Origin of the sequence: Kitasatospora herbaricolor, assembly GCF_030813695.1 — a bacterium.
In the GTDB taxonomy this organism is placed as follows: Bacteria; Actinomycetota; Actinomycetes; order Streptomycetales; family Streptomycetaceae; genus Kitasatospora; species Kitasatospora herbaricolor.
Genome location: NZ_JAUSVA010000002.1, coordinates 6,137,862 through 6,157,444, shown reverse-complemented (window position 1 = coordinate 6,157,444; position 19,583 = coordinate 6,137,862). Strand labels below are relative to the sequence as shown.

The window sequence follows — 19,583 nt, the reverse complement described above, 5'->3', positions numbered from 1 at the left end:
CGCCCGCCGGGCAGCTCGGAGGCCGGGGCGAGCACGGCGCCCAGCGAGCGCAGTGCGGCTCCGGTCGGGACCGGGCGGGCGGCGCGCCCGTCGGCGGTGTGCTCCTGCTCGGCCGCCGGGCCGTCCGCGGCGTTGCCGCCGACGCCGCTGGCGCACCAGTCGACCGGACCCCAGTCGCCCGCCGTGCCGCTGCCGGGCTCCCCCGGGGCCGGCGGACTGCCGCCGGACCCGGGACGGGGCCGGAACTCCTCGGTGTCGTGCATCGGGTCGGTGTCGTGCATCGGGCGATCAGGCCTTGGCGGCCGCCGCCGTCTTCTTCGCCGCGGCCGTCTTGGCGGCGGTCGCGGTGATCGGCTTGGCAGCGCCGTCGGCGGCCTCGGCGGCCGGGGCACCCTCGGCCGGGGTCTCCGACTTGGGGCCGATGCCCAGCTTCTCCTTGATCTTCTTCTCGATCTCCTCGGCCAGCTGCGGGTTGTCCCGCAGGAAGTTACGGGCGTTCTCCTTGCCCTGGCCGAGCTGGTCGCCCTCGTAGGTGTACCAGGCGCCGGCCTTGCGGATGAAGCCGTGCTCGACACCCATGTCGATCAGGCCGCCCTCCCAGCTGATGCCGTGGCCGTAGAGGATGTCGAACTCGGCCTGCTTGAACGGCGCGGCGACCTTGTTCTTGACGACCTTGACGCGGGTGCGGTTGCCGACCGCCTCGGTGCCGTCCTTCAGGGTCTCGATCCGGCGGATGTCCAGCCGCACCGAGGCGTAGAACTTCAGCGCGCGGCCACCGGTGGTGGTCTCGGGCGAGCCGAACATGACGCCGATCTTCTCGCGCAGCTGGTTGATGAAGATCGCGGTGGTGTTCGACTGGTTGAGCGCACCGGCGATCTTCCGCAGTGCCTGGCTCATCAGCCGGGCCTGCAGGCCGACGTGCGAGTCGCCCATCTCGCCCTCGATCTCCGCCCGCGGGACGAGCGCCGCGACGGAGTCGATGATGATCAGGTCGACCGCGCCGGAGCGGATCAGCATGTCGGTGATCTCCAGCGCCTGCTCACCGGTGTCCGGCTGGCTGACCAGCAGGGAGTCGGTGTCCACGCCGAGCTTCCTGGCGTACTCCGGGTCGAGGGCGTGCTCGGCGTCCACGAAGGCGACCGTGCCGCCGAGCTTCTGGGCGCTGGCCGCGGCGTGCAGGGTCAGCGTGGTCTTGCCGGAGGACTCGGGGCCGTAGATCTCGATCACCCGGCCACGCGGGAGACCACCGACGCCGAGCGCCACGTCCAGCGCCGTGGAGCCGGTCGGGATCACGTCGATCGGGGCGCGGGACTGGTCGCCGAGGCGCATCACCGAGCCCTTGCCGAACTGCCGCTCAATCTGCGCGAGTGCGTTCTCAAGGGCCTTCTCGCGGTCCGTACCTGCCATGGCTTCCACCCTCGGGTTCTGTGCTGTGCGCTTCATCGTCCTCGACGCTAGCGCGTCCCACTGACAAACGGCCCCGACCTGGCTCCGCCTGTGGAGAACTCATCGCCGGAGAGTACAAAGAACATATGTTCGATTCAAGCCGGAAGGCAAGGCGCTAGCCCTTCCGGCCCTCCCCACCCGGCCCTCCGCCCGGCCCTCCACCCCGGGAGTCGTCCCGGTCCTGACCGCCGCCCACCATCCGCCGCAACCGGCGCGCCGTCTCCCGACGGCGCTCGCGGCGGGCCGCGCGCCGCTCCTCGCCCCGGTCGATGCGGGGGTCGGTGGCCACCTCGTACCGGCGCACGTACGTCCCGACGAATCCCTGCAGGGTGGCCGCGGCCGGAATGGCGATCAGCGCACCCACCGCCCCGAGCAGCGCGGCACCGGCGATCACCGAGCCGAAGGCCACCGCCGGGTGCACGTCCACCGTCCGCGCGGTGATCCTGGGGTGCAGCAGGTAGTTCTCGATCTGCTGGTACACCACCACGAAGGCCAGCACCCAGAGCGCGTCCACCGGTCGCACGGTCAGTGCGACCAGCACCGGCAGGGCCCCCGCGAGATAGGTGCCGATGGTCGGCACGAACTGCGACATCACGCCGACCCAGACCGCCAGCGCGGCCGCGTACGGCAGGTCGAGCACCACGAACATGATCCAGTGCGCCGCGGCCGAGACGACCGCGAGCAGCGCCCGCGAGTAGAGGTAGCCACCGGTCTTGGCCAGCGCGATCTCCCAGGCCCGCAGTACCTCGCCCTGCATCGCGGGCGGCAGCAGCGAGCAGACCGTGCGCCGGACCCGGGGCCCGTCGGCGGTGAAGTAGAACGTGAACAGCCCCACGGTGAAGGCCTTGAAGAGCCCGCCGATCAGGGTGCTGGACACCCCCCAGGCATTGTCGGCGGCCTGCTGCGCGTAGGTCTCGATGCTGCCCGAGTCCTTGAGGAGCTTCTCCTGCAGCTGGTCCAGCGAGAGGTTCTGGTGGAAGGTCCGGTTGACCCAGGCGATCAGGTTGTCGAGCAGGTGCGGAAGGTCGCCGGCGATCTTCGCCACCTGGTCGACCAGCAGGGTCCCCAGCGCGGCGAGGAAGCCGACGATGGCCACCACCACCGCGACGAACACCAGGAAGGTGCCCAGGCCGCGCCGTATCCCGCGGGCGGCCATCCGGTCGACGGCGGGCTCCAGCGCCAGCGAGAGGAAGAAGGAGACCAGCAGCATCACGAAGAGGTCGATCAGCTGATGGAAGGCCCAGTCGGCCAGTTGGAACAGCCCGACCAGCACCAGGGCGAGCACCATCGCCCTGGGGAGCCAGCGCGGCATCGAGCCGGTCCGCCCGTCGCCCGAGGCCCGGGAGCCCTCGGACCGGGAGCCCCCGGGACGGGAGCCTCCGGCCCCCGGAGCCTCGGCGCGGGTGGCCTCGGCACTGCGGTTCCCGGCGCGGGGGGCCTCGGCGCGGGGGTCCGCCGGTGGTTCGACGTCCGTCGGCGCGGTCGTGGGTGGTGTGTCCGGATTCGGGGTTTCTGGGCTGCTTACCACCCGCACAGTCTCACCCATCCGCCGGCCGCCCCCGCGCGCCCCCGCCCCGGGTGCGCCGCCGCGGCAACCGGCGGCCGGGCCGGCCGGGGCTCCGGCCCCGGGCTCAGCGCAGCAGCGTCGACACGCCCTGGGTGTCGCAGACCACCCGCCAGACGTCCTTGGCCTCCCAGCCCGCGTCCAGCGCCTGGCGCACCGTACGTCCGCCGAGCTCGCTCATCACGTGGTCGGACGCGAAGGACTCCGCGTACACCTCGCCGAAGTGCTCGTACATCCGTCGCCAGAACTCGGTCAGCCTCATGCGCCCAGTATCCCGGACGGGCCGCCGGAGGCCGTCTGCGCCCGGATCCAGTCCGCCGCCTCCAGGGCGTACTCGACGTCGCCGTGCTCGGCCCCCTCGATCGGGTCCGGCCAGCTCTCGTGGAAGGTCCGGACGTGGCGCAGCCCGGCCTTCTCCATCACCCGGCGCGAGCCCGTGTTGACCGCCATCGTGGTAGCCGTCACCCGTCGCACGCCCAGTTCGGTGAAGCCGCGGCGCAGCAGGGCCAGCGCTCCCTCGGTGGCGTAGCCGCGGCCCCAGGCCGCGTGCCGCAGCCGGTAGCCGAGCTCGACCTCGTCCAGCGGGTTCCGCTCGTCCACCGGCCGGAACTCGAACCAGCCCACGAAGGCCCCGCCGGCCCGCTCCTCGGCGGCGAAGTACCCGAGCGAGGCGTGCCGGTCCCGGCAGCCGAGCATCCGGGGCAGCACCTCGCGCTCGACCACCTCCCCGGGGGTGGCGCGCCCGCCGGTGAGGTGGCGCATCACCCGCGGGTCCGCGTCCAGGGCCGTCAGGTGGCCGGCGTCGTCCGGGGTGAGGACGCGCAGCACCAGGCGGTCGGTGATGAGGGATTGCGTCACGCCCCGATGCTGGCCCCGGACCGGGGCCGTTGTCATCCGTATTTCGAGACCGCCGGTGCCGCCGGTGCCGACGGTGGCGACGCGGCCGGTGCCCGGCCGGAGGCTCATCGCGGGAGGGTGACGATCCCGGCGCCGTAGTACTCGCGGTCCCCGCAGCCCCGGCTGACCGGCGGGCAGGCGGCCGCCGCGGTGTTCGCCAGCAGCGCGGCGAGCTGTTCGGAGTTCCAGTCGGGGTGCAGCACCGCCGCGACGGCCACCGCCCCGGTCACGTGCGCGGCCGCCATCGAGGTGCCGGCCAGCGCGGTGTACTGGCCGCCGGGCCAGTCGGAGACGACCGCGCCCTGGACGCCGGAGTCCGGGTCCCCGCCGGGGGCGGCCAGCGAGACCTTCCCGCGCCCGAAGTTGGTGTAGGCGGAGGGCTGGCCGTCGCGGTTGACCGAGGTGACGGTGACCACGCCGGGCAGCTCGCCCGGCAGCCGGATGCACTCGGTGCCCAGTTCGCGGCTCTGCGGCGCTCCGGAGACCCGGTCGTTGGGGCTGCGGTCGTCCCGGCGGGGGGCGCCGAGGTCCTGGCTGTCGTTGCCGGCCGAGGCGACCACCACGGCGCCCTTGCCGCGCGCGTACTCGACCGCCCGGGACACCGCGGCGACCACGGCGGCCTGGTCCGGGTCCTGCGGGCAGTTGTACTTCCACGGGTCGGCGAAGTAGCTGTTGTTGATCGCCTTCGCACCGTGGTCGGCGGCCCAGATCATGCCGCAGACGATGTTCTCGGGGTAGTACTGCCCGAGCGGTCCGAGCAGCCGGACGGCGCCGATCCGCACGCCGGGCGCCACCCCCATGACGCCGTGGCCGTCGCGCACCGCGCCGACGATCCCGGCCACGTGGGTGCCGTGGCCGCTCTCGGTGACCCCGTCGTCGGGCCGCCAGGCGCCGGCCCGGGCGTCGGGGCGGCCGTCCGCGCAGGAGGCCGAACTCTTGGGGTCGACGGCGCCGCGCAGGTCGGGGTGGGTGTCGTCGACCCCGGAGTCGAGGACCGCCACCATCACCTTGTGCAGCGCCTCCGGGCCGGGCACCCCCCGCTCGGCGGCCGGGGTGCGCAGCAGCGCGGCGGAGGTCTCCACGCCGGGGCGGACGCCCACGCCGAGCATCGCGACGTTCCAGCTGTCCTGCTCCCCCGGGTCGGGCAGTGTCGCGGTGCTCTCGTCGTCACGGGTGTCGGGCCCGTCCAGGGAGTCCGAGGCGGCGCTGCCGAAACCGCCGGCGCCGCTGAGCGGGCGGGGCGGGCCGGGCACGGGGGCGGTCCGGGTGGCGCCGACGGCGGCGATGCCGGGGCGGGCCCGGACGGTCTCGGCGAAGCCGCCGGTGGCGTAGGCGAGGACGGCGCCGATCTGCGGGTAGTCCTGGACGACCTCGCCGCCGGCCGCCCGGGCCTCCTCGGCGGCGAGCGCCGAGCCCGAGCCGTCCACCTGCTGGGCGAGCACCAGGTAGCTGAGGTAGGAGCGGCCGGGGCCGGCCACGTAGGGGACGGCGCCGCCGAGCACCAGGGCGGTGAGCAGCATGACGAGCAGCACCCGGAGCGCGCCCTTGCGCGACCCGGGGGTGCCGCCGCCGGCCAGGTGGACCTGCTCCATCGCGCCGGCCTCCGCTCGTCGGTCCCGCCGGGTGTCACGGGTCTAATTCCTCACGATAGAAGCTGATTATCACTTTTGTCCCTTTCGGTTACGGCAGACGGCACCCCGGCACGCCGCCACCTGCCGGACCCCTCGCAGGCCGTCGCTGCGCACCCCGCCGGCCTCAACCCGCCGCCGCGCCCCCGACACCCCTCGGCCCGCCCCCTCAGCCCGCCGCGCCCCCGTTGTCGGTGGCACCGGGCACCATGGGGGCATGGCGCCTCGCACCCCCGACCGGCCCGCCGGCCCGGACGACCCGCTGGCGGGCTTCGCGCCCGCGACCCGGGCCTGGTTCACCGGTGCCTTCAGCGCACCCACCGACGCCCAGAGCGAGGCCTGGCGCGCCATCCGGGAGCGGACGGACGTGCTGGTGGTCGCCCCCACCGGCTCCGGCAAGACCCTGGCGGCCTTCCTCTCCGCCCTCGACCACCTCAGCAGCACCCCGGCCCCGGCCGACCCCAAGCGGCGCTGCCGGGTGCTCTACATCTCCCCGCTGAAGGCCCTCGCGGTCGACGTCGAGCGCAACCTGCGCGCCCCGCTGGCCGGCCTGCGCCAGGCCTCCGTGCGGCTCGGCCTGCCCGAGCCCGACGTCCAGGTCGGCATCCGCTCCGGCGACACCCCCGCCGCCGACCGGCGCCGCTTCGCGACCCACCCGCCGGACATCCTGATCACCACCCCCGAGTCGCTCTTCCTGCTGCTCACGTCCGCCGCGCGGGACGCCCTGCGCGGCATCGACACCGTGATCCTCGACGAGGTGCACGCCGTCGCCGGGACGAAGCGCGGCGCCCACCTCGCCCTCAGCCTGGAGCGGCTGGACGAACTGCTGGAGCGGCCCGCGCGCCGGATCGGCCTCTCCGCCACCGTCCGGCCGGTCGAGGAGGTCGCCCGCTACCTGAGCCCGCAGCGCGGCGCCGCGATCGTCCAGCCCCCGGCCGGCAAGCGCTTCGACCTCAAGGTCGTGGTGCCCGTCCCCGACCTGGACGACCTGCCCGCCGCACCGGCCGGCCCGGGCGCGGGCTCCGCCGACGCGGACGACCCGGGCCGCAAGGCCTCGATCTGGCCGCACGTCGAGGAGCGGATCGTCGACCTCGTCCAGGCCCACCGCTCGACGATCGTCTTCGCCAACTCGCGCCGCCTGGCCGAGCGGCTCTGCAACCGGCTCAACGAGATCGCCCTCGAACGGGCCGGCGCCGGGGCGCTCGCCGAGGCCCACGCCCCGGCCGAGCTGATGGGCGGCTCCGGCGCGGCCAAGGGCGCGCCGCCCGTCCTCGCCCGGGCCCACCACGGCTCGGTCTCCAAGGAGCAGCGGGCCCTGGTGGAGGAGGAGCTGAAGGCCGGCCGGCTGCCCGCCGTGGTCGCCACCTCCAGCCTGGAGCTGGGCATCGACATGGGTGCGGTGGAGCTGGTCGTCCAGGTCGAGTCCCCGCCCTCGGTGGCCTCCGGACTGCAGCGGGTCGGCCGGGCCGGCCACCAGGTCGGCGCGGTCTCCACCGGCGTCTTCTTCCCCAAGTACCGCGGCGACCTGGTGCAGTCCGCCGTGGTCACCGAGCGGATGCGGGCCGGGCGGATCGAGGCGCTGCGGATCCCCCGCAACCCGCTGGACGTGCTCGCCCAGCAACTGGTGGCGATCACCGCCCTGGACACCTGGGCGGTGGACGACCTGCTGGCCCTGGTCCGCCGGGCCGCGCCGTTCGCCACCCTCCCGCAGTCCGCCTTCGACGCGGTGCTCGACATGCTGGCCGGCCGCTACCCCTCCGACGCCTTCGCCGAACTGCGCCCCCGCCTGGTGTGGGACCGGGTCGCGGGCACCGTCACCGGCCGCCCGGGCGCCCAGCGGCTCGCCGTCACCTCCGGCGGGACGATTCCCGACCGCGGCCTGTTCGGCGTCTTCATCGCCGGCAGCAAGGCCTCCGACCCGAAGGGCGGGCGGCGGGGCGGCGGCCGGGTCGGGGAGCTGGACGAGGAGATGGTCTACGAGTCCCGGGTCGGCGACGTCTTCACCCTCGGCACCACGTCCTGGCGGATCGAGGAGATCACCCACGACCAGGTCCTGGTCACCCCCGCCCCCGGCGTCCCGGGCCGGCTGCCGTTCTGGAAGGGCGACACCCTCGGCCGCCCGCTGGAGCTGGGCCGGGCGCTCGGCGCCTTCGTCCGCGAGCTCGGCACGCTCGACCCGGAGCGGGCCACCGAGCGGCTCCGGGCCGCCGGCCTGGACGACTGGGCCTGCGGCAACCTGCTGGACTACCTCGCCGAGCAGCGCGCGGCCTGCGGCCACCTGCCCGACGACCGCACCATCGTGGTCGAGCGGTTCCGCGACGAGCTGGGCGACTGGCGGATCGTCATCCACTCCCCCTTCGGCGCCCAGGTGCACGCCCCGTGGGCGCTGGCGCTGGGCGCCCGGCTGCGCGAGAAGCACGGCCTGGACCCACAGGTCATGCACGCCGACGACGGCATCGTGCTGCGGCTGCCGGACGCCGACCTGCTCGCCCCCGACTTCGACTTCCCCAGCGCCACCGGCGGCACCGGCACCCCTGACGAGGCCCCGGTCGGCGCCGACGCCGCCCTGTTCGACCCCGGCGAGATCGAACAGCTGGTCACCGACCAGGTCGGCGGCTCCGCCCTGTTCGCCTCCCGGTTCCGCGAGTGCGCGGGCCGCGCCCTGCTGCTGCCCCGGCGCAGCCCCGGCCGGCGCACCCCGCTCTGGCAGCAGCGCCAGCGCGCGTCCCAGCTGCTGGAGGTGGCCTCCGAGTACGGCTCGTTCCCGATCGTGCTGGAGGCCGTCCGCGAGTGCCTGCAGGACGTCTTCGACGTGCCCGGACTGGTCGAGCTGATGGGCGACCTGGAGTCCCGGGCCGTCCGCCTGGTCGAGGTCACCACCCCCGAACCGTCCCCCTTCGCCCGTTCCCTGCTCTTCGGGTACGTCGCCCAGTTCCTCTACGAGGGGGACTCCCCGCTCGCCGAGCGCCGTGCCGCCGCCCTCTCCCTGGACTCCCGGCTGCTGTCCGAACTGCTCGGCCAGGCCGAGCTGCGCGAGCTGCTCGACCCCGCGGTGCTCGCCGACCTGGAGGCGGAGCTCCAGCGGCTCACCCCCGAGCGGCGGATCAAGGACGCCGAGGGGGTCGCCGACGCCCTGCGCCTGCTCGGCCCGCTCGGCGAGGCCGAGCTGACCGCCCGGGGCGCCGAACCCTTGTGGGCGCTGGAGCTCGAAGCCGCCCGCCGGGTCATCCAGGTCCGGATCGCCGGCGAGCAGCGCTGGGCCGCCGTGGAGGACGCCGGACGGCTGCGCGACGCCCTCGGCACGCCCCTGCCGGTCGGCGTCCCGGAGGCCTTCACCGAGCCGGTCAAGGATCCGCTGGGCGACCTGCTGGCCCGCTACGCCCGCACCCACGGGCCGTTCACCGCCGCCGAGGCCGCCACCCGCTTCGGCCTCGGCACCGCCGTCGTCAGCGGCACCCTGCAGCGGCTGACCGCCGGCGGCCGGCTGGTCCAGGGCGAGTTCCGCCCGGTCGAGGGCCACACCGCCACCGTCGAGTGGTGCGACGCGGAGGTGCTCCGCCGCCTGCGCCGCCGCTCGCTGGCCGCCCTGCGCCAGGAGGTGGAGGCGGTGCCCCCGCGGGCGCTGGCCGCCTTCCTCCCGCAGTGGCAGCACCTGGCCGGCCACCGGTTGCGCGGCCTCGACGGCCTGGTCCGGGTGGTGGAGCAGCTGCAGGGGACGGCCCTGCCCGCCTCCGCACTGGAGAAGCTCGTGCTGCCCGCACGGCTGACGGACTACCACCCGGCCATGCTGGACGAGCTCACGGCGGCGGGCGAGGTCGGCTGGTCCGGCGCGGGCGCCCTGCCCGGCAAGGACGGCTGGATCAGCCTGCACCTCGCCGAGAACGCCCACCTGCTGCGCCCCGAGCCGCTGCCGCCCGCCCTGACCCCGGTGCACCGCGCCCTGCTGGACGCGCTGGCCGGCGGGTACGGGCTGTTCTTCCGGCAGCTGGCCGAGCGGGTGCGGGCGGCCGGCGACCAGCCCGGCGCCGAGCAGCCCGCGGGCGACACCGAGATCGTCGAGGCGCTCTGGGACCTCCTCTGGGCCGGGTACGTCACCAACGACACCCTGGCCCCGCTGCGCGCCCTGCTGGGCTCGGGCCGGACGGCGGGCGCCACCGCGCACCGGGCGCCCCGGGGCACCCCTCGCGGGCGGTACGGCGGGGCGGGGCGGGGCCTGGGGCGGCTCGCGCCGGGCGGGGTGCGGTCGGGGCCGCCGACCGTCGCCGGCCGGTGGTCCCTGCTGCCGGCCCTCGCCGCGGACCAGACCGTGCGCTCCACCGCGCAGGCGCAGAACCTGCTGGACCGGCACGGCCTGCTCACCCGGGGGACGGTGGCCGCAGAGCGGGTGCCGGGCGGGTTCGCGGGCGTCTACCGGGTGCTGTCGGCGATGGAGGAGCGCGGTCGGGCCCGGCGCGGGTACTTCGTGGAGGGGCTCGGCGGGGCGCAGTTCGCCATGGAGGGCGCGGCCGACCGGCTGCGCGCCGTCAACACCCGTCTGGAGCGGACCCGCGGCGACTGGGCGGGCGGCGCGGGCGCCGAGCCGCCGCAGCTGCTGGTGCTGGCCGCCGCCGATCCGGCCAACGCCTACGGCGCGGCTCTGCCCTGGCCCGAGCCCCCGAACAGCCCGCCCGCCGGGGCGGACCCGCCGGGCGCGGGGCCCGGCAAGGGTTCCGCACCCGCCAAGGCGGCCACCGCACACCGCCCCGGCCGGAAGGCGGGCGCGCTGGTCGTGCTGGTCGACGGCGAACTGGCGCTGTACGTGGAGCGGGGCGGCAAGTCCCTGCTCGCCTGGCCCGAGGACGCCGCCACCCGCGCGCTCGCCGCCGAGGCGCTGGCCGGCGCCGTCCGCGCCGGTGCGCTGGGCAGTGTGACGGTGGAGCGGGCCAACGGGGAGCCGGCGCTGACGTCGGAACTCGGCGCGGCGCTGGAGGCCGCGGGCTTCCACCCGACCCCGCGGGGCCTTCGGCTGCGGCCCTGAAGGCCGCCGGGCCGCCCCGGCGGGGCCCGGCCGGTCGGGTCCCCGCCGGGGAACATTCCCGGGAAGGTCCCGCAACGGGCCCGGGGAGGGCCTGGAACGCGCGACGGCCGTGGGGAGGCCACCCGGGCCCGGAGGCTACGGGTGGCCTCCCCACGGCCGTCGTACACACATCCGTGGGTTCTCGCCGGATCAGTCCGCCGGGGCCGCCGGATCCTCCTGGGCGGGGGATTCACCCGATCGACGCGGTGGCCCGGTCAACCGGGGGTCGGCGTGGATCGGCAGCAGTCCGAGGCCCCAGCCGCCGGCGGCCAGCGCCCCCAGGACCACGCCGTCCGCACCCGGCCCCCTGGTGAGCAGGAGCCAGCAGCAGAGCGCGCCCAGCAGGGCCGCCAGGACCCATCGGACCGGGCGCGGAACCATCCGGTGCAGACCTATTCGGGCATCGGCACCCGCCGCCACGACTCTGCGCACCGCCGTCTCCTTCGCTCGTCCCCGGGTCGGGCCCGGGGCGGGCGGGATCCGGTCGGGTCAGGCCGCGACCACGTCCACGGCCGCGGCCTTGGGCGAGATGGAACTCATCCGGTCGACGCCGGGGGCCGGCAGCGGCACGGGTTCGAGAACCGGCCTCAGCATTTCACCTTCGGAGAGGGTGGCCATGGCCGCAAGTTCGGCGAGCGACAGTTCGTCGCTGACCTCGCGCATGACCTCGGACATCCGGACGTCGAGCGCGTCGCAGATGGCGGAGAGCAGCTCCGAGGAGGCCTCCTTCTGACCTCGCTCGACCTCGGAGAGGTAACCGAGCGAAACCCTGGCTGCCGCCGACACCTCGCGAAGTGTGCGGCCCTGGCGCTGGCGCTGCCGACGCAGTACATCGCCCAGTAGGCGACGGAGCAGGATCATCGGTGCCTCCCTCCTCGGACTGCGGATCGAGATGTCACGTCCCCACCGTACCGCCTCGCCCGCGTCGCGTGCGGGGACCGTGGTCGTGTTCACTCTGGGCTGCAAGGCTGCCCCCTCCCCTGTATCCGTTGTCCCACCCGGCCCGTCGGGCCCCTCACTGTGCCCGCTCCGGGGGCGCGGCGACAGCCGCGCACTCTTCTCCCACCTGGTTTCTGCCCAACCAGGCCCTTCGATGTAACACGATCCTCCAGGTACGACGACCGAATCCGCCGGTCCGTCAGTTCCCGCCCGGGCCGAGGTCCTGGCCAGGGCGCCGGTCGCGGCCGGGTCCGGGGTCGGCCGGCAGCTGCCGCAGGAGCAGTTCGAGCGCGGCCGTCACCGCCTTGCGACGGATTGTGGCACGCTCCCCGGACAACCGTGGCGAAGTGACCAGACTTCCCGCAGGACTTGCAAAAGCGAGATACACCGTCCCCACAGGTCGCCCGTCCTGCGGATCCGGGCCGGCCACCCCGGTGGTCGCGAGCCCGTAGGTGGCGCCGAGCAGCCGCCGCACCCCCTCGGCCATCTGGCGGGCCACCACCGGGTGGACCGGGCCGTGGACGTCCAGCAGGCCCTCGTCGACGCCGAGCACCGAGGCCTTCAGCTCGGTGGCGTACGCGGTGACCGAGCCGCGGAAGGTCGCCGAGGCGCCGGGGACGTCGACCAGCGTGGCGGCGAGCAGCCCGCCGGTGAGCGACTCCGCGACGGCCACGGTGCCGCCGACCGCCCGCAGCGCCGCGTGCGCCCGCGCCGGGAGGCCGGGCTGCGCGCCCGCAGCGGCCTCCGGGCCGGCTCCGGCGGCTCCGGCCGCTCCGGTGCCCCCGGCGGCTCCCCTGGCCCCGCTCATCGGCCTTCGCGCTCCGCCGCCAGGCCCTGGCGGCGCATCCGGACCGCCTGGCTGATGTAGTCCACCGCGGTGCCGAGGGTGAGCAGCACGGCGAGGCCCATCAGTACGGCGCGGGCGGTGGCGAGCCAGCCGTCGAGCACCAGGACGTACATGCCGACCGCGATGCCCTGGGTGAGGGTCTTCAGCTTGCCGCCGCGGCTGGCCGGGATCACGCCGTAGCGGATCACCCAGAAGCGCATCAGGGTGATGCCCAGCTCGCGGGCCAGGATCACGATCGTGACCCACCAGGGCAGGTCGCCGAGGACGGACAGGCCGATCAGCGCGGAGCCCATGATCGCCTTGTCGGCGATCGGGTCGGCGATCTTGCCGAAGTCGGTCACCAGCCCCTTGCGCCGGGCGATCTCGCCGTCGAAGAGATCGGTGATCATCGCGATGGCGAAGGAGGCCCAGGCCACCGAGCGCCACTTCGGGTCGTGGCCGCCGTCCGCGAAGAGCAGCAGCACGAACACCGGCACCAGCAGGAGCCGGAGCATGGTCAGCATGTTCGCGATGTTCCAGATGCCCGGCGGCGGGGGCAGCGCCGCCCCCGACCTGCCGGGGGCGGCCGCAGCCGGGGCGCCGGGCCCCTTGGTCATGCCCCGGCTCCGGCGGACGCCGCCACGGCCGGCGCCGGGGCGGCGGCGGTGACCCGCACCTGCTCCAGCGCCTCGGCCACCAGGTCGACGCCCTCACTGGCGACGACCCGGGCCCGGTAGAACTGCCCGACGACCGGATTCTCCACCCCGGTGAGGGTGGTGAGGCCGTCGGTCTCCGGCGCCTGGTGCTCGGCGCGGCCCTCGACCAGGTCGCCCTCGACCGACTCCACCATGACCTCGACCTCGGTGCCGATCCGCTGCTCGGCCCGCTGGGCGGTCAGCTCCTCGGCCAGCCGGGAGAGCTTGGCGAGGCGCTCGGCCACCACGTCCTCCGGCAGCTTGCCGTCGAAGGTCGCGGCCTCGGTGCCGTCCTCGTCCGAGTAGCCGAAGACGCCGATCGCGTCCAGGCCGGCGTGGGTGACGAAGCGCTCCAGCTCGGCGAAGTCCTCCTCGGTCTCCCCGGGGAAGCCGACGATGAAGTTCGAGCGGGCACCCGCCTGCGGGGCCTTGCCGCGAATGGTGCCGAGCAGTTCCAGGAACTGGTCGGTGTTGCCGAAGCGCCGCATCCGGCGCAGTACGGCGGGCGCCGAGTGCTGGAACGACAGGTCGAAGTACGGCAGGACGCCGGCGGTGCCGGTCATCACGTCGACCAGGCCGGGCCGCATCTCGGCGGGCTGCAGGTAGCTGACCCGCACCCGCTCGATGCCGGGCACCGCCGCGATCTCGCTGAGCAGCGTCTCCAGCAGGCGGATGTCGCCGAGGTCCTTGCCGTACGAGGTGTTGTTCTCACTGACCAGGACGACCTCGCGGACGCCCTGCCCGGCCAGCCAGACGGCCTCGTTGAGCACGTCCGAGGGGCGGCGTGAGATGAACGAACCGCGGAAGGCGGGGATCGCGCAGAAGGAACAGCGGCGGTCGCAGCCCGAGGCGAGCTTGATGGAGGCCACCGGGTTGTCGTCCAGCCGCTTGCGCAGGGTGCGCGGCCCGGAGGCGGGGGCGAGGCCGTCGGGGAGGTCGGAGGGGACGTTCTCGGGGGCGCCGTGGCCCGGCAGGGCGACCTCGGCGGCGGCGGCCTGCCGCTCGACCGGGGTCAGCGGGAGCAGCTTGCGGCGGTCCCGCGGGAGGTGCGCGGCGTGGTGGCCGCCGGAGAGGATCGTCTGGAGGCGCTCGGTGATGTTGGCGTAGTCGTCGAAACCGAGCACCGCGTCGGCCTCGGGCAGCGCGTCGGCGAGTTCCTTGCCGTAGCGCTCGGCCATGCAGCCGACGGCGACGACGGCCTGCGTGCGGCCGTGACCCTTGAGGTCGTTGGCCTCCAGCAGGGCGTCGACGGAGTCCTTCTTGGCGGCTTCGACGAACCCGCAGGTGTTGACGACGGCGACGTCGGCGTCGGCGGCGTCGTCGACCAGCTGCCAGCCATCGGCCTCCAGTCGCCCGGCGAGTTCCTCGGAGTCCACCTCGTTGCGGGCGCATCCGAGCGTGACAAGGGCGACAGTACGGCGTTCAGGCATAGGGCCAAGATTAACGCGCGGCCCCCGGTGCCGTTCGCCCCGGAGGCCGCGCGCCTCGGATTAGCAGATCTTCGCCCCGCCGGTTCAGCCTGCCTGCGGGTCTCCGGGGGTGTACGTGACGTGCACCACCTGGCCGTCCTTGCCCGCAGGACCGAGGTCCTTGCCGTTGACGTACACGTGCACGGCACCGGCGTTGCCGATCACCAACTTGATCTGCTTGGCGTCGGTGAAGGTCTGGTCCTGACCGGCGTCGATGTTGTTCTGGTAGAGGGACTTGCCGTTGCCGTCGACCGCGGACACCCAGCTGGCGTCCTTCTCGGCGACCAGCTTCACGGTCACCTTGTCGGCCGGGGCGGCCGCGATCGCCGCGACGCTGGGCGCCGGGGCGGGCGGCTGGACGCTGGGGGAGGCGGCGGCGACGGACCCGGTGCCCGAGCCGCTGGGAAGGGGTGCGCTGGCCGAGCCGGTGCCGGAGACACCGGTCTTGCCGTTCACCAGGTTGAAGCCGATCAGCGCGACGACCGCGCAGATCGCGGCGACCATGGCCGCCGTCCAGTTCGGACGGCGCCGGTCGGTGACCTTGATCGGTCCGGTGTCGAGCAACTGGCTGGGACGCTTGGTCGCCGGTGCGCCGCCGTGCGCGGCGTCGTACCGGGCGACCAGTTCGTCACCGTCGATGCCGACCGCCTTGGCGATCGAGCGGATGTGGCCACGGGCGTAGAAATCGCCGCCGCAGCGGCCGAAGTCGTCCTCCTCGATGGCGTGGACTATGGGAACCCGGACGCGGGTGCTCGTACTCACCTGGTCGACCGTGAGACCCGCCTCGATCCGGGCGCCGGACAGCACCCGTCCGATGCTCGGGCCTTCGGCGGCCGGCTCCGGTGCCGCAGGGGTCCCGTCGGAGCCGTCCCGGCCTGGCACGGCTCCGGTCTTGCCGGCGGTGGATCGGCGGTTGTCACGGTCCGGGGACTTGCCGATGGTCACGGGGTGCGCCTTTCGAGCGGATGGCCACCTGCTGGAGAAACAGTCTAGGGGCGGGGTCGGAACGATTCTCAAGCGGAATAGGCCCGAACGTGCGCGCCCATCCCGGCCGGGGTCCGCGGGCCGGCCGCCGTCGGATGACGGCAGGTCAACCCGGCGGGTCCGTCGTGCTCCCCCGGCCCTGTGACGCGACGGCAACCCGGTCGGTTCCCACCACGCCCTCTGTCCTCCGAACGAGTGGACACGTCCGGAGGTCACTGCTCTCGCGGGGCACGGCTACCCCCGGATACTGATGATCACACCGTCCAACTCGTCGGGTTTGACCAGCACGTCCCGGGCCTTGGAGCCCTCGCTGGGGCCAACGATCCCACGAGACTCCATCAGGTCCATCAACCGGCCCGCCTTTGCGAAACCGACCCTCAGTTTGCGCTGGAGCATCGAGGTCGAACCGAACTGGGTGGAGACCACCAGCTCGGTCGCCTGGATGAGCAGATCGAGGTCGTCGCCGATCTCCTCGTCGATCTCCTTGCGCGGCCCGCCGCCGACCGTGACGTCGTCCCGGTAGACCGCCGTCAGCTGGTCCTTGCAGTGCTGGACCACGGCGGCGATCTCGGCCTCGGTGACGAACGCGCCCTGCATCCGGACGGGTTTGCTGGAGCCCATCGGCAGGAAGAGCGCGTCGCCCTTGCCGATCAGCTTCTCGGCGCCCGGCTGGTCGAGGATGACCCGGGAGTCCATCATCGCGGAGGTGGCGAAGGCCAGCCGGGAGGGCACGTTGGCCTTGATCAGTCCGGTGACCACGTCCACCGAGGGCCGCTGGGTCGCCAGCACCAGGTGGATGCCGGCCGCCCGGGCGAGCTGGGTGATCCGGACGACGGAGTCCTCGACGTCGCGCGGCGCGACCATCATCAGGTCGGCCAGCTCGTCGACGATCACCAGCAGGTACGGGTACGGCGTCAGCTCCCGCTCGCTGCCCAGCGGCGGGGTGATCCTCCCCGCCCGGACCGCCGCGTTGAAGTCGTCCACGTGGCGGAACCCGAACGCGGCGAGGTCGTCGTAGCGCAGGTCCATCTCGCGGACCACCCACTGCAGCGCCTCGGCGGCCTTCTTCGGGTTGGTGATGATCGGTGTGATCAGGTGCGGGATGCCCTCGTACGCCGTCAGCTCGACCCGCTTGGGGTCCACCAGCACCATCCGGACCTCGTCCGGGGTGGCCCGCGCCAGCACCGAGGTGATCAGGCAGTTGATGCAGGAGGACTTGCCCGCGCCGGTGGCGCCGGCCACCAGGATGTGCGGCATCTTCGCGAGGTTGGCCATCACGGTGTGGCCCTCGACGTCCTTGCCCATCCCGACCAGCATCGGGTGCGGGTCGTCGGCGGCCGCGCGCGAGCGCAGCAGGTCCCCGAGGTTGACCATCTCGCGGTCGAGGTTCGGGATCTCGATGCCGACCGCGGACTTGCCGGGGATCGGGCTGATGATCCGCACGTCCGCGCTGGCCACCGCGTAGGCGATGTTCTTCGCGAGCGCGGTGATCCGCTCCACCTTGACCGCCGGGCCCAGCTCGACCTCGTAGCGGGTGACCGTCGGGCCGCGGGTGAAGCCGGTGACCCTGGCGTCCACCTTGAACTCGCCGAACACCGCGGTCAGCTGGGCCACCACGTCGTCGTTGAGCTTGCTGCGGGTCTTGCCCGGGCCGCCGCGCTCCAGCAGGTCCAGCGAGGGCAGCGCGTAGGTGATGTCGCCGGAGAGCTGCAGCTGCTCCATCCGGACGGGGGCCGGGCCGTGCTCCTCCGGGGCCGCCTGCCCGGCCGTCCGGGCCGCCGGGACGGCCGGCTCCTCCGGCACGGCGGTGCGGTCCTGGACCTGGTGCATCATGTCCGCCACGGCCGGCGAGGCGGGCACCCCGTACAGCAGGGCGCCGTCCAGGTCGGCGGCCACCCCGGCCGCGATGTTCCGGGTCGCGTACGGGTCGTCCCCGTCCTCCCCCGGGCCGGCCTGGGGATGCTTGGCGAACATGTCCGGGACGGCCGGGTCGAGTTCCGGCTCGTCCGCCTGCTTGCGGCGCCGGCGCCGGCGGCGGGCGACGCCGTCCGCCGGACCGTCACCGTCGGTGTCCACCGTGTAGGGCAGCGCGTTCGGGTCGGCGTCCTCCGGCGGAGCGGTGGAGTACTCGCGCGCCGGCGCACCACCCGCGGCGGCCGCCTCCTCGGCGGTCGGTTCGACCACGCCCAGGCGCACGCCGAGCATCCGCAGCCGCTCGGGGATCCGGTTCACCGGGGTCGCGGTCACCACCAGCAGGCCGAAGAAGGCCAGCAGCAACAGCAGCGGCACGGCGAGCGGGGGCCCCGCGGCCGCCATCATCGGGGTCGAGGCCGCCCAGCCGGCCAGACCGCCGGCCTGCCGGATCCTGGTCGCACCGCCGCCCATCGCGGGCGCTCCGCAGCCGATGTGCACCAGCCCCAGCACGCCGACCACCAGCGCGCTCAGCCCGATGACGATCCGTCCGTTCGCCTCCGGCACCTCCGGGTGCCGCATCAGCCGCACCCCGACGGCCGCCAGCAGGAACGGGACCAGCACGTCGAGCCGGCCGAACAGCCCGGAGACCACGTTGGTCGCGACCTCGCCGAGCCAGCCCTGCGGGCTGAACCACGTCCCGGCCGCGGTGACCAGGGCGAGCGCCAGCAGCAGCAGCCCCACGCCGTCCTTGCGGTGGTCCGGGTGCAGGCCCTTGGCTCCGTCGCCGAAGCCCCGGAACAGCGCGCCGACACTGTGTGCCAGACCGAGCCAGACGGCCCGTACGGCGCGGAAGAGTATCGGCCTGGGGGGTGCCGGCGCGGGCGCCGCGGCGGGCTTGGCAGCCGCCTTCCTGGCCGGCACGGCCTTCTTCGCCGCCGCCTTCCCGGCCGGTGCCTTGGCCGGCGACTTCGCCGCCGCCTTCTTGGCCGATCCCGCACCGGAGCCGCGCGCGGCCCCGCCGCGCGAGCCGCTGATGTCCCCGCGGCGCACGCCGCTAGTGTCGCTGCCGGGCGTACGAGTGGCCATGGGCCAGCAGCCTACCGGCGGCGCGCGGCTGCGGACACGCGCCCGGGCACCGGGGCGCGCGCGTGTCGCAGACACACCGTCACGCTGACCACGCTTCACCCGCCCGGCGGAACCGGCCCGCCGGATCGGCCGGGCCCCGCGCCCGCCCGCCCGGTGCCGGGGCAGCCGGACCGGACGGGCCCGTACGACGGGAGGGACCGGCCGCCGTGGGCCGGTCCCGGGTGGACGAATTCAGTCCGAGCCGGGGCGCAGCGCCTCCAGCGCCCGGCGCAGACCCGCCAGCTTGCGCTCCAGATGGGCGGCCGTGGCGGCGGCGCCGCTGTCGTCCGCGCCGTCCAGCTGCTTGGTCAGCGCCTCCGCCTGCTCCTCCACCGAGGCCAGCCGGGCCGACAGCTCGCTCAGCAGCGCACCGCCCAGCGCCGGCCGGGCCGCGTCGCCCGCCTCCAGCTGCAGCCGCAACAGCGCCGCCTGCTCCTTCAGCTGGCAGTTCTTCATGTAGAGGTCGACGAAGACCGACACCTTCGCGCGCAGCACCCACGGGTCGAAGGGCTTGGAGATGTAGTCCACCGCGCCGGCCGCGTAGCCGCGGAAGGTGTGGTGCGGCCCGTGGTTGATCGCGGTGAGGAAGATGATCGGGATGTCCCGGGTGCGCTCGCGGCGCTTGATGTGGGAGGCCGTCTCGAAGCCGTCCATCCCCGGCATCTGGACATCGAGCAGGATCACCGCGAAGTCGTCGGTCAGCAGCGCCTTGAGCGCCTCCTCGCCGGACGCGGCGCGCACCAGCGTCTGGTCGAGCGCGGAGAGGATGGCCTCCAGGGCCAACAGGTTCTCCGGTCGGTCGTCTACCAGGAGGATCTTCGCCTTCTGCACCACGACCCGCCCTCCTGCCGCCTGCCGCCCAGGGGACGGCACCTTGGTACTGCCCACCATTACCCCGGTCATGCTAGCCCGACCCCCTCGCCCGCCACATCGCCCCGGTGGAATGCGACCCGCCGACCCGTCCGGAGACCGCGTCGCCGACCGGGCGGACAGCACTCCGGCGCACCTCTGCGCTGAGTCGCGGTTCCGTCACTGTTCGC

Annotated in this window: 14 protein-coding genes; 1 reads left to right on the top strand and 13 read right to left on the bottom strand. The window is 74.3% G+C overall.

The features are described from left to right. Positions 1-288 precede the first annotated feature (288 nt). From recA to J2S46_RS27120, 5 genes are all read right to left on the bottom strand, one after another. Positions 289-1,407, bottom strand: a complete 1,119-nt coding sequence (gene recA, locus J2S46_RS27140) for a recombinase RecA (RefSeq protein ID WP_191292002.1) — start codon at positions 1,405-1,407, stop codon at positions 289-291. A 154-nt stretch (positions 1,408-1,561) separates the two neighbouring features. Further along, positions 1,562-2,758: an AI-2E family transporter gene (locus J2S46_RS27135; protein WP_191291975.1), complete on the bottom strand. Its 1,197-nt coding sequence runs from the start codon at positions 2,756-2,758 to the stop codon at positions 1,562-1,564. 319 nt (positions 2,759-3,077) lie between these two features. Continuing rightward, the gene (locus J2S46_RS27130; protein WP_073924813.1) at positions 3,078-3,272 is read right to left on the bottom strand and encodes a DUF3046 domain-containing protein; all 195 of its coding nucleotides are present in this window, start codon (positions 3,270-3,272) and stop codon (positions 3,078-3,080) included. Next, positions 3,269-3,904: a GNAT family N-acetyltransferase gene (locus tag J2S46_RS27125; protein ID WP_191291976.1), complete on the bottom strand. Its 636-nt coding sequence runs from the start codon at positions 3,902-3,904 to the stop codon at positions 3,269-3,271. The genes J2S46_RS27130 and J2S46_RS27125 overlap by 4 nt, the downstream gene beginning before the upstream one ends. 68 nt (positions 3,905-3,972) lie before the next feature. After that, on the bottom strand, positions 3,973-5,499 hold the full coding sequence (locus J2S46_RS27120; protein ID WP_191291977.1) for a S8 family peptidase: 1,527 nt from the start codon (positions 5,497-5,499) through the stop codon (positions 3,973-3,975). 253 nt (positions 5,500-5,752) lie between these two features. On the opposite strand from J2S46_RS27120, the gene J2S46_RS27115 reads away from it, so the two are divergent. Next, entirely contained in the window at positions 5,753-10,552 is a 4,800-nt protein-coding gene (locus J2S46_RS27115; RefSeq protein WP_191291978.1) for an ATP-dependent helicase, read from the top strand. Between the two features lie 189 nt (positions 10,553-10,741). Here the strand turns inward: J2S46_RS27115 and J2S46_RS27110 are convergent, their stop codons facing one another. The 8 genes from J2S46_RS27110 to J2S46_RS27075 all read right to left on the bottom strand — a co-directional run bounded on the left by J2S46_RS27110 (position 10,742) and on the right by J2S46_RS27075 (position 19,377). Continuing rightward, complete coding sequence (locus J2S46_RS27110; RefSeq protein WP_191291979.1) at positions 10,742-11,023, bottom strand: hypothetical protein; 282 nt, start codon at positions 11,021-11,023, stop codon at positions 10,742-10,744. A 57-nt stretch (positions 11,024-11,080) separates the two neighbouring features. Further along, positions 11,081-11,452, bottom strand: coding sequence for a helix-turn-helix domain-containing protein (locus J2S46_RS27105; RefSeq protein ID WP_191291980.1), 372 nt, complete (start codon positions 11,450-11,452; stop codon positions 11,081-11,083). 277 nt (positions 11,453-11,729) lie between these two features. Next, positions 11,730-12,338, bottom strand: coding sequence for a CinA family protein (locus J2S46_RS27100; protein ID WP_191291981.1), 609 nt, complete (start codon positions 12,336-12,338; stop codon positions 11,730-11,732). Beyond that, positions 12,335-12,973, bottom strand: coding sequence for a CDP-diacylglycerol--glycerol-3-phosphate 3-phosphatidyltransferase (gene pgsA / locus J2S46_RS27095; protein WP_191291982.1), 639 nt, complete (start codon positions 12,971-12,973; stop codon positions 12,335-12,337). Before pgsA ends, J2S46_RS27100 begins: the two co-directional genes overlap by 4 nt. Beyond that, positions 12,970-14,481: a 30S ribosomal protein S12 methylthiotransferase RimO gene (gene rimO / locus J2S46_RS27090; protein WP_191291983.1), complete on the bottom strand. Its 1,512-nt coding sequence runs from the start codon at positions 14,479-14,481 to the stop codon at positions 12,970-12,972. The genes pgsA and rimO overlap by 4 nt, the downstream gene beginning before the upstream one ends. An 84-nt stretch (positions 14,482-14,565) precedes the next feature. After that, complete coding sequence (locus J2S46_RS27085) at positions 14,566-15,465, bottom strand: helix-turn-helix domain-containing protein (RefSeq protein WP_229913009.1); 900 nt, start codon at positions 15,463-15,465, stop codon at positions 14,566-14,568. Positions 15,466-15,738: 273 nt separating this feature from the next. Continuing rightward, positions 15,739-18,504 (bottom strand): DNA translocase FtsK, encoded by a 2,766-nt coding sequence (locus J2S46_RS27080; protein WP_191291984.1) that lies wholly within the window; start codon positions 18,502-18,504, stop codon positions 15,739-15,741. Positions 18,505-18,735: 231 nt separating this feature from the next. After that, positions 18,736-19,377, bottom strand: a complete 642-nt coding sequence (locus tag J2S46_RS27075; RefSeq protein ID WP_191291985.1) for a response regulator — start codon at positions 19,375-19,377, stop codon at positions 18,736-18,738. Between the last annotated feature and the right edge of the window lie 206 nt (positions 19,378-19,583).

Excerpts from the sequence above, each read along its gene's own strand:
- J2S46_RS27105 (WP_191291980.1), bottom strand. The coding sequence starts at position 11,452 with ATGATCCTGCTCCGTCGCCTACTGGGCGATGTACTGCGTCGGCAGCGC.
- J2S46_RS27130 (WP_073924813.1), bottom strand. The coding sequence starts at position 3,272 with ATGAGGCTGACCGAGTTCTGGCGACGGATGTACGAGCACTTCGGCGAG.
- pgsA (WP_191291982.1), bottom strand. The coding sequence starts at position 12,973 with ATGACCAAGGGGCCCGGCGCCCCGGCTGCGGCCGCCCCCGGCAGGTCG.
- J2S46_RS27120 (WP_191291977.1), bottom strand. The coding sequence starts at position 5,499 with ATGGAGCAGGTCCACCTGGCCGGCGGCGGCACCCCCGGGTCGCGCAAG.
- recA (WP_191292002.1), bottom strand. The coding sequence starts at position 1,407 with ATGGCAGGTACGGACCGCGAGAAGGCCCTTGAGAACGCACTCGCGCAG.
- J2S46_RS27125 (WP_191291976.1), bottom strand. The coding sequence starts at position 3,904 with ATGACAACGGCCCCGGTCCGGGGCCAGCATCGGGGCGTGACGCAATCC.
- J2S46_RS27100 (WP_191291981.1), bottom strand. The coding sequence starts at position 12,338 with ATGAGCGGGGCCAGGGGAGCCGCCGGGGGCACCGGAGCGGCCGGAGCC.
- J2S46_RS27080 (WP_191291984.1), bottom strand. The coding sequence starts at position 18,504 with ATGGCCACTCGTACGCCCGGCAGCGACACTAGCGGCGTGCGCCGCGGG.
- rimO (WP_191291983.1), bottom strand. The coding sequence starts at position 14,481 with ATGCCTGAACGCCGTACTGTCGCCCTTGTCACGCTCGGATGCGCCCGC.
- J2S46_RS27115 (WP_191291978.1), top strand. The coding sequence starts at position 5,753 with ATGGCGCCTCGCACCCCCGACCGGCCCGCCGGCCCGGACGACCCGCTG.
- J2S46_RS27135 (WP_191291975.1), bottom strand. The coding sequence starts at position 2,758 with ATGCCGCGCTGGCTCCCCAGGGCGATGGTGCTCGCCCTGGTGCTGGTC.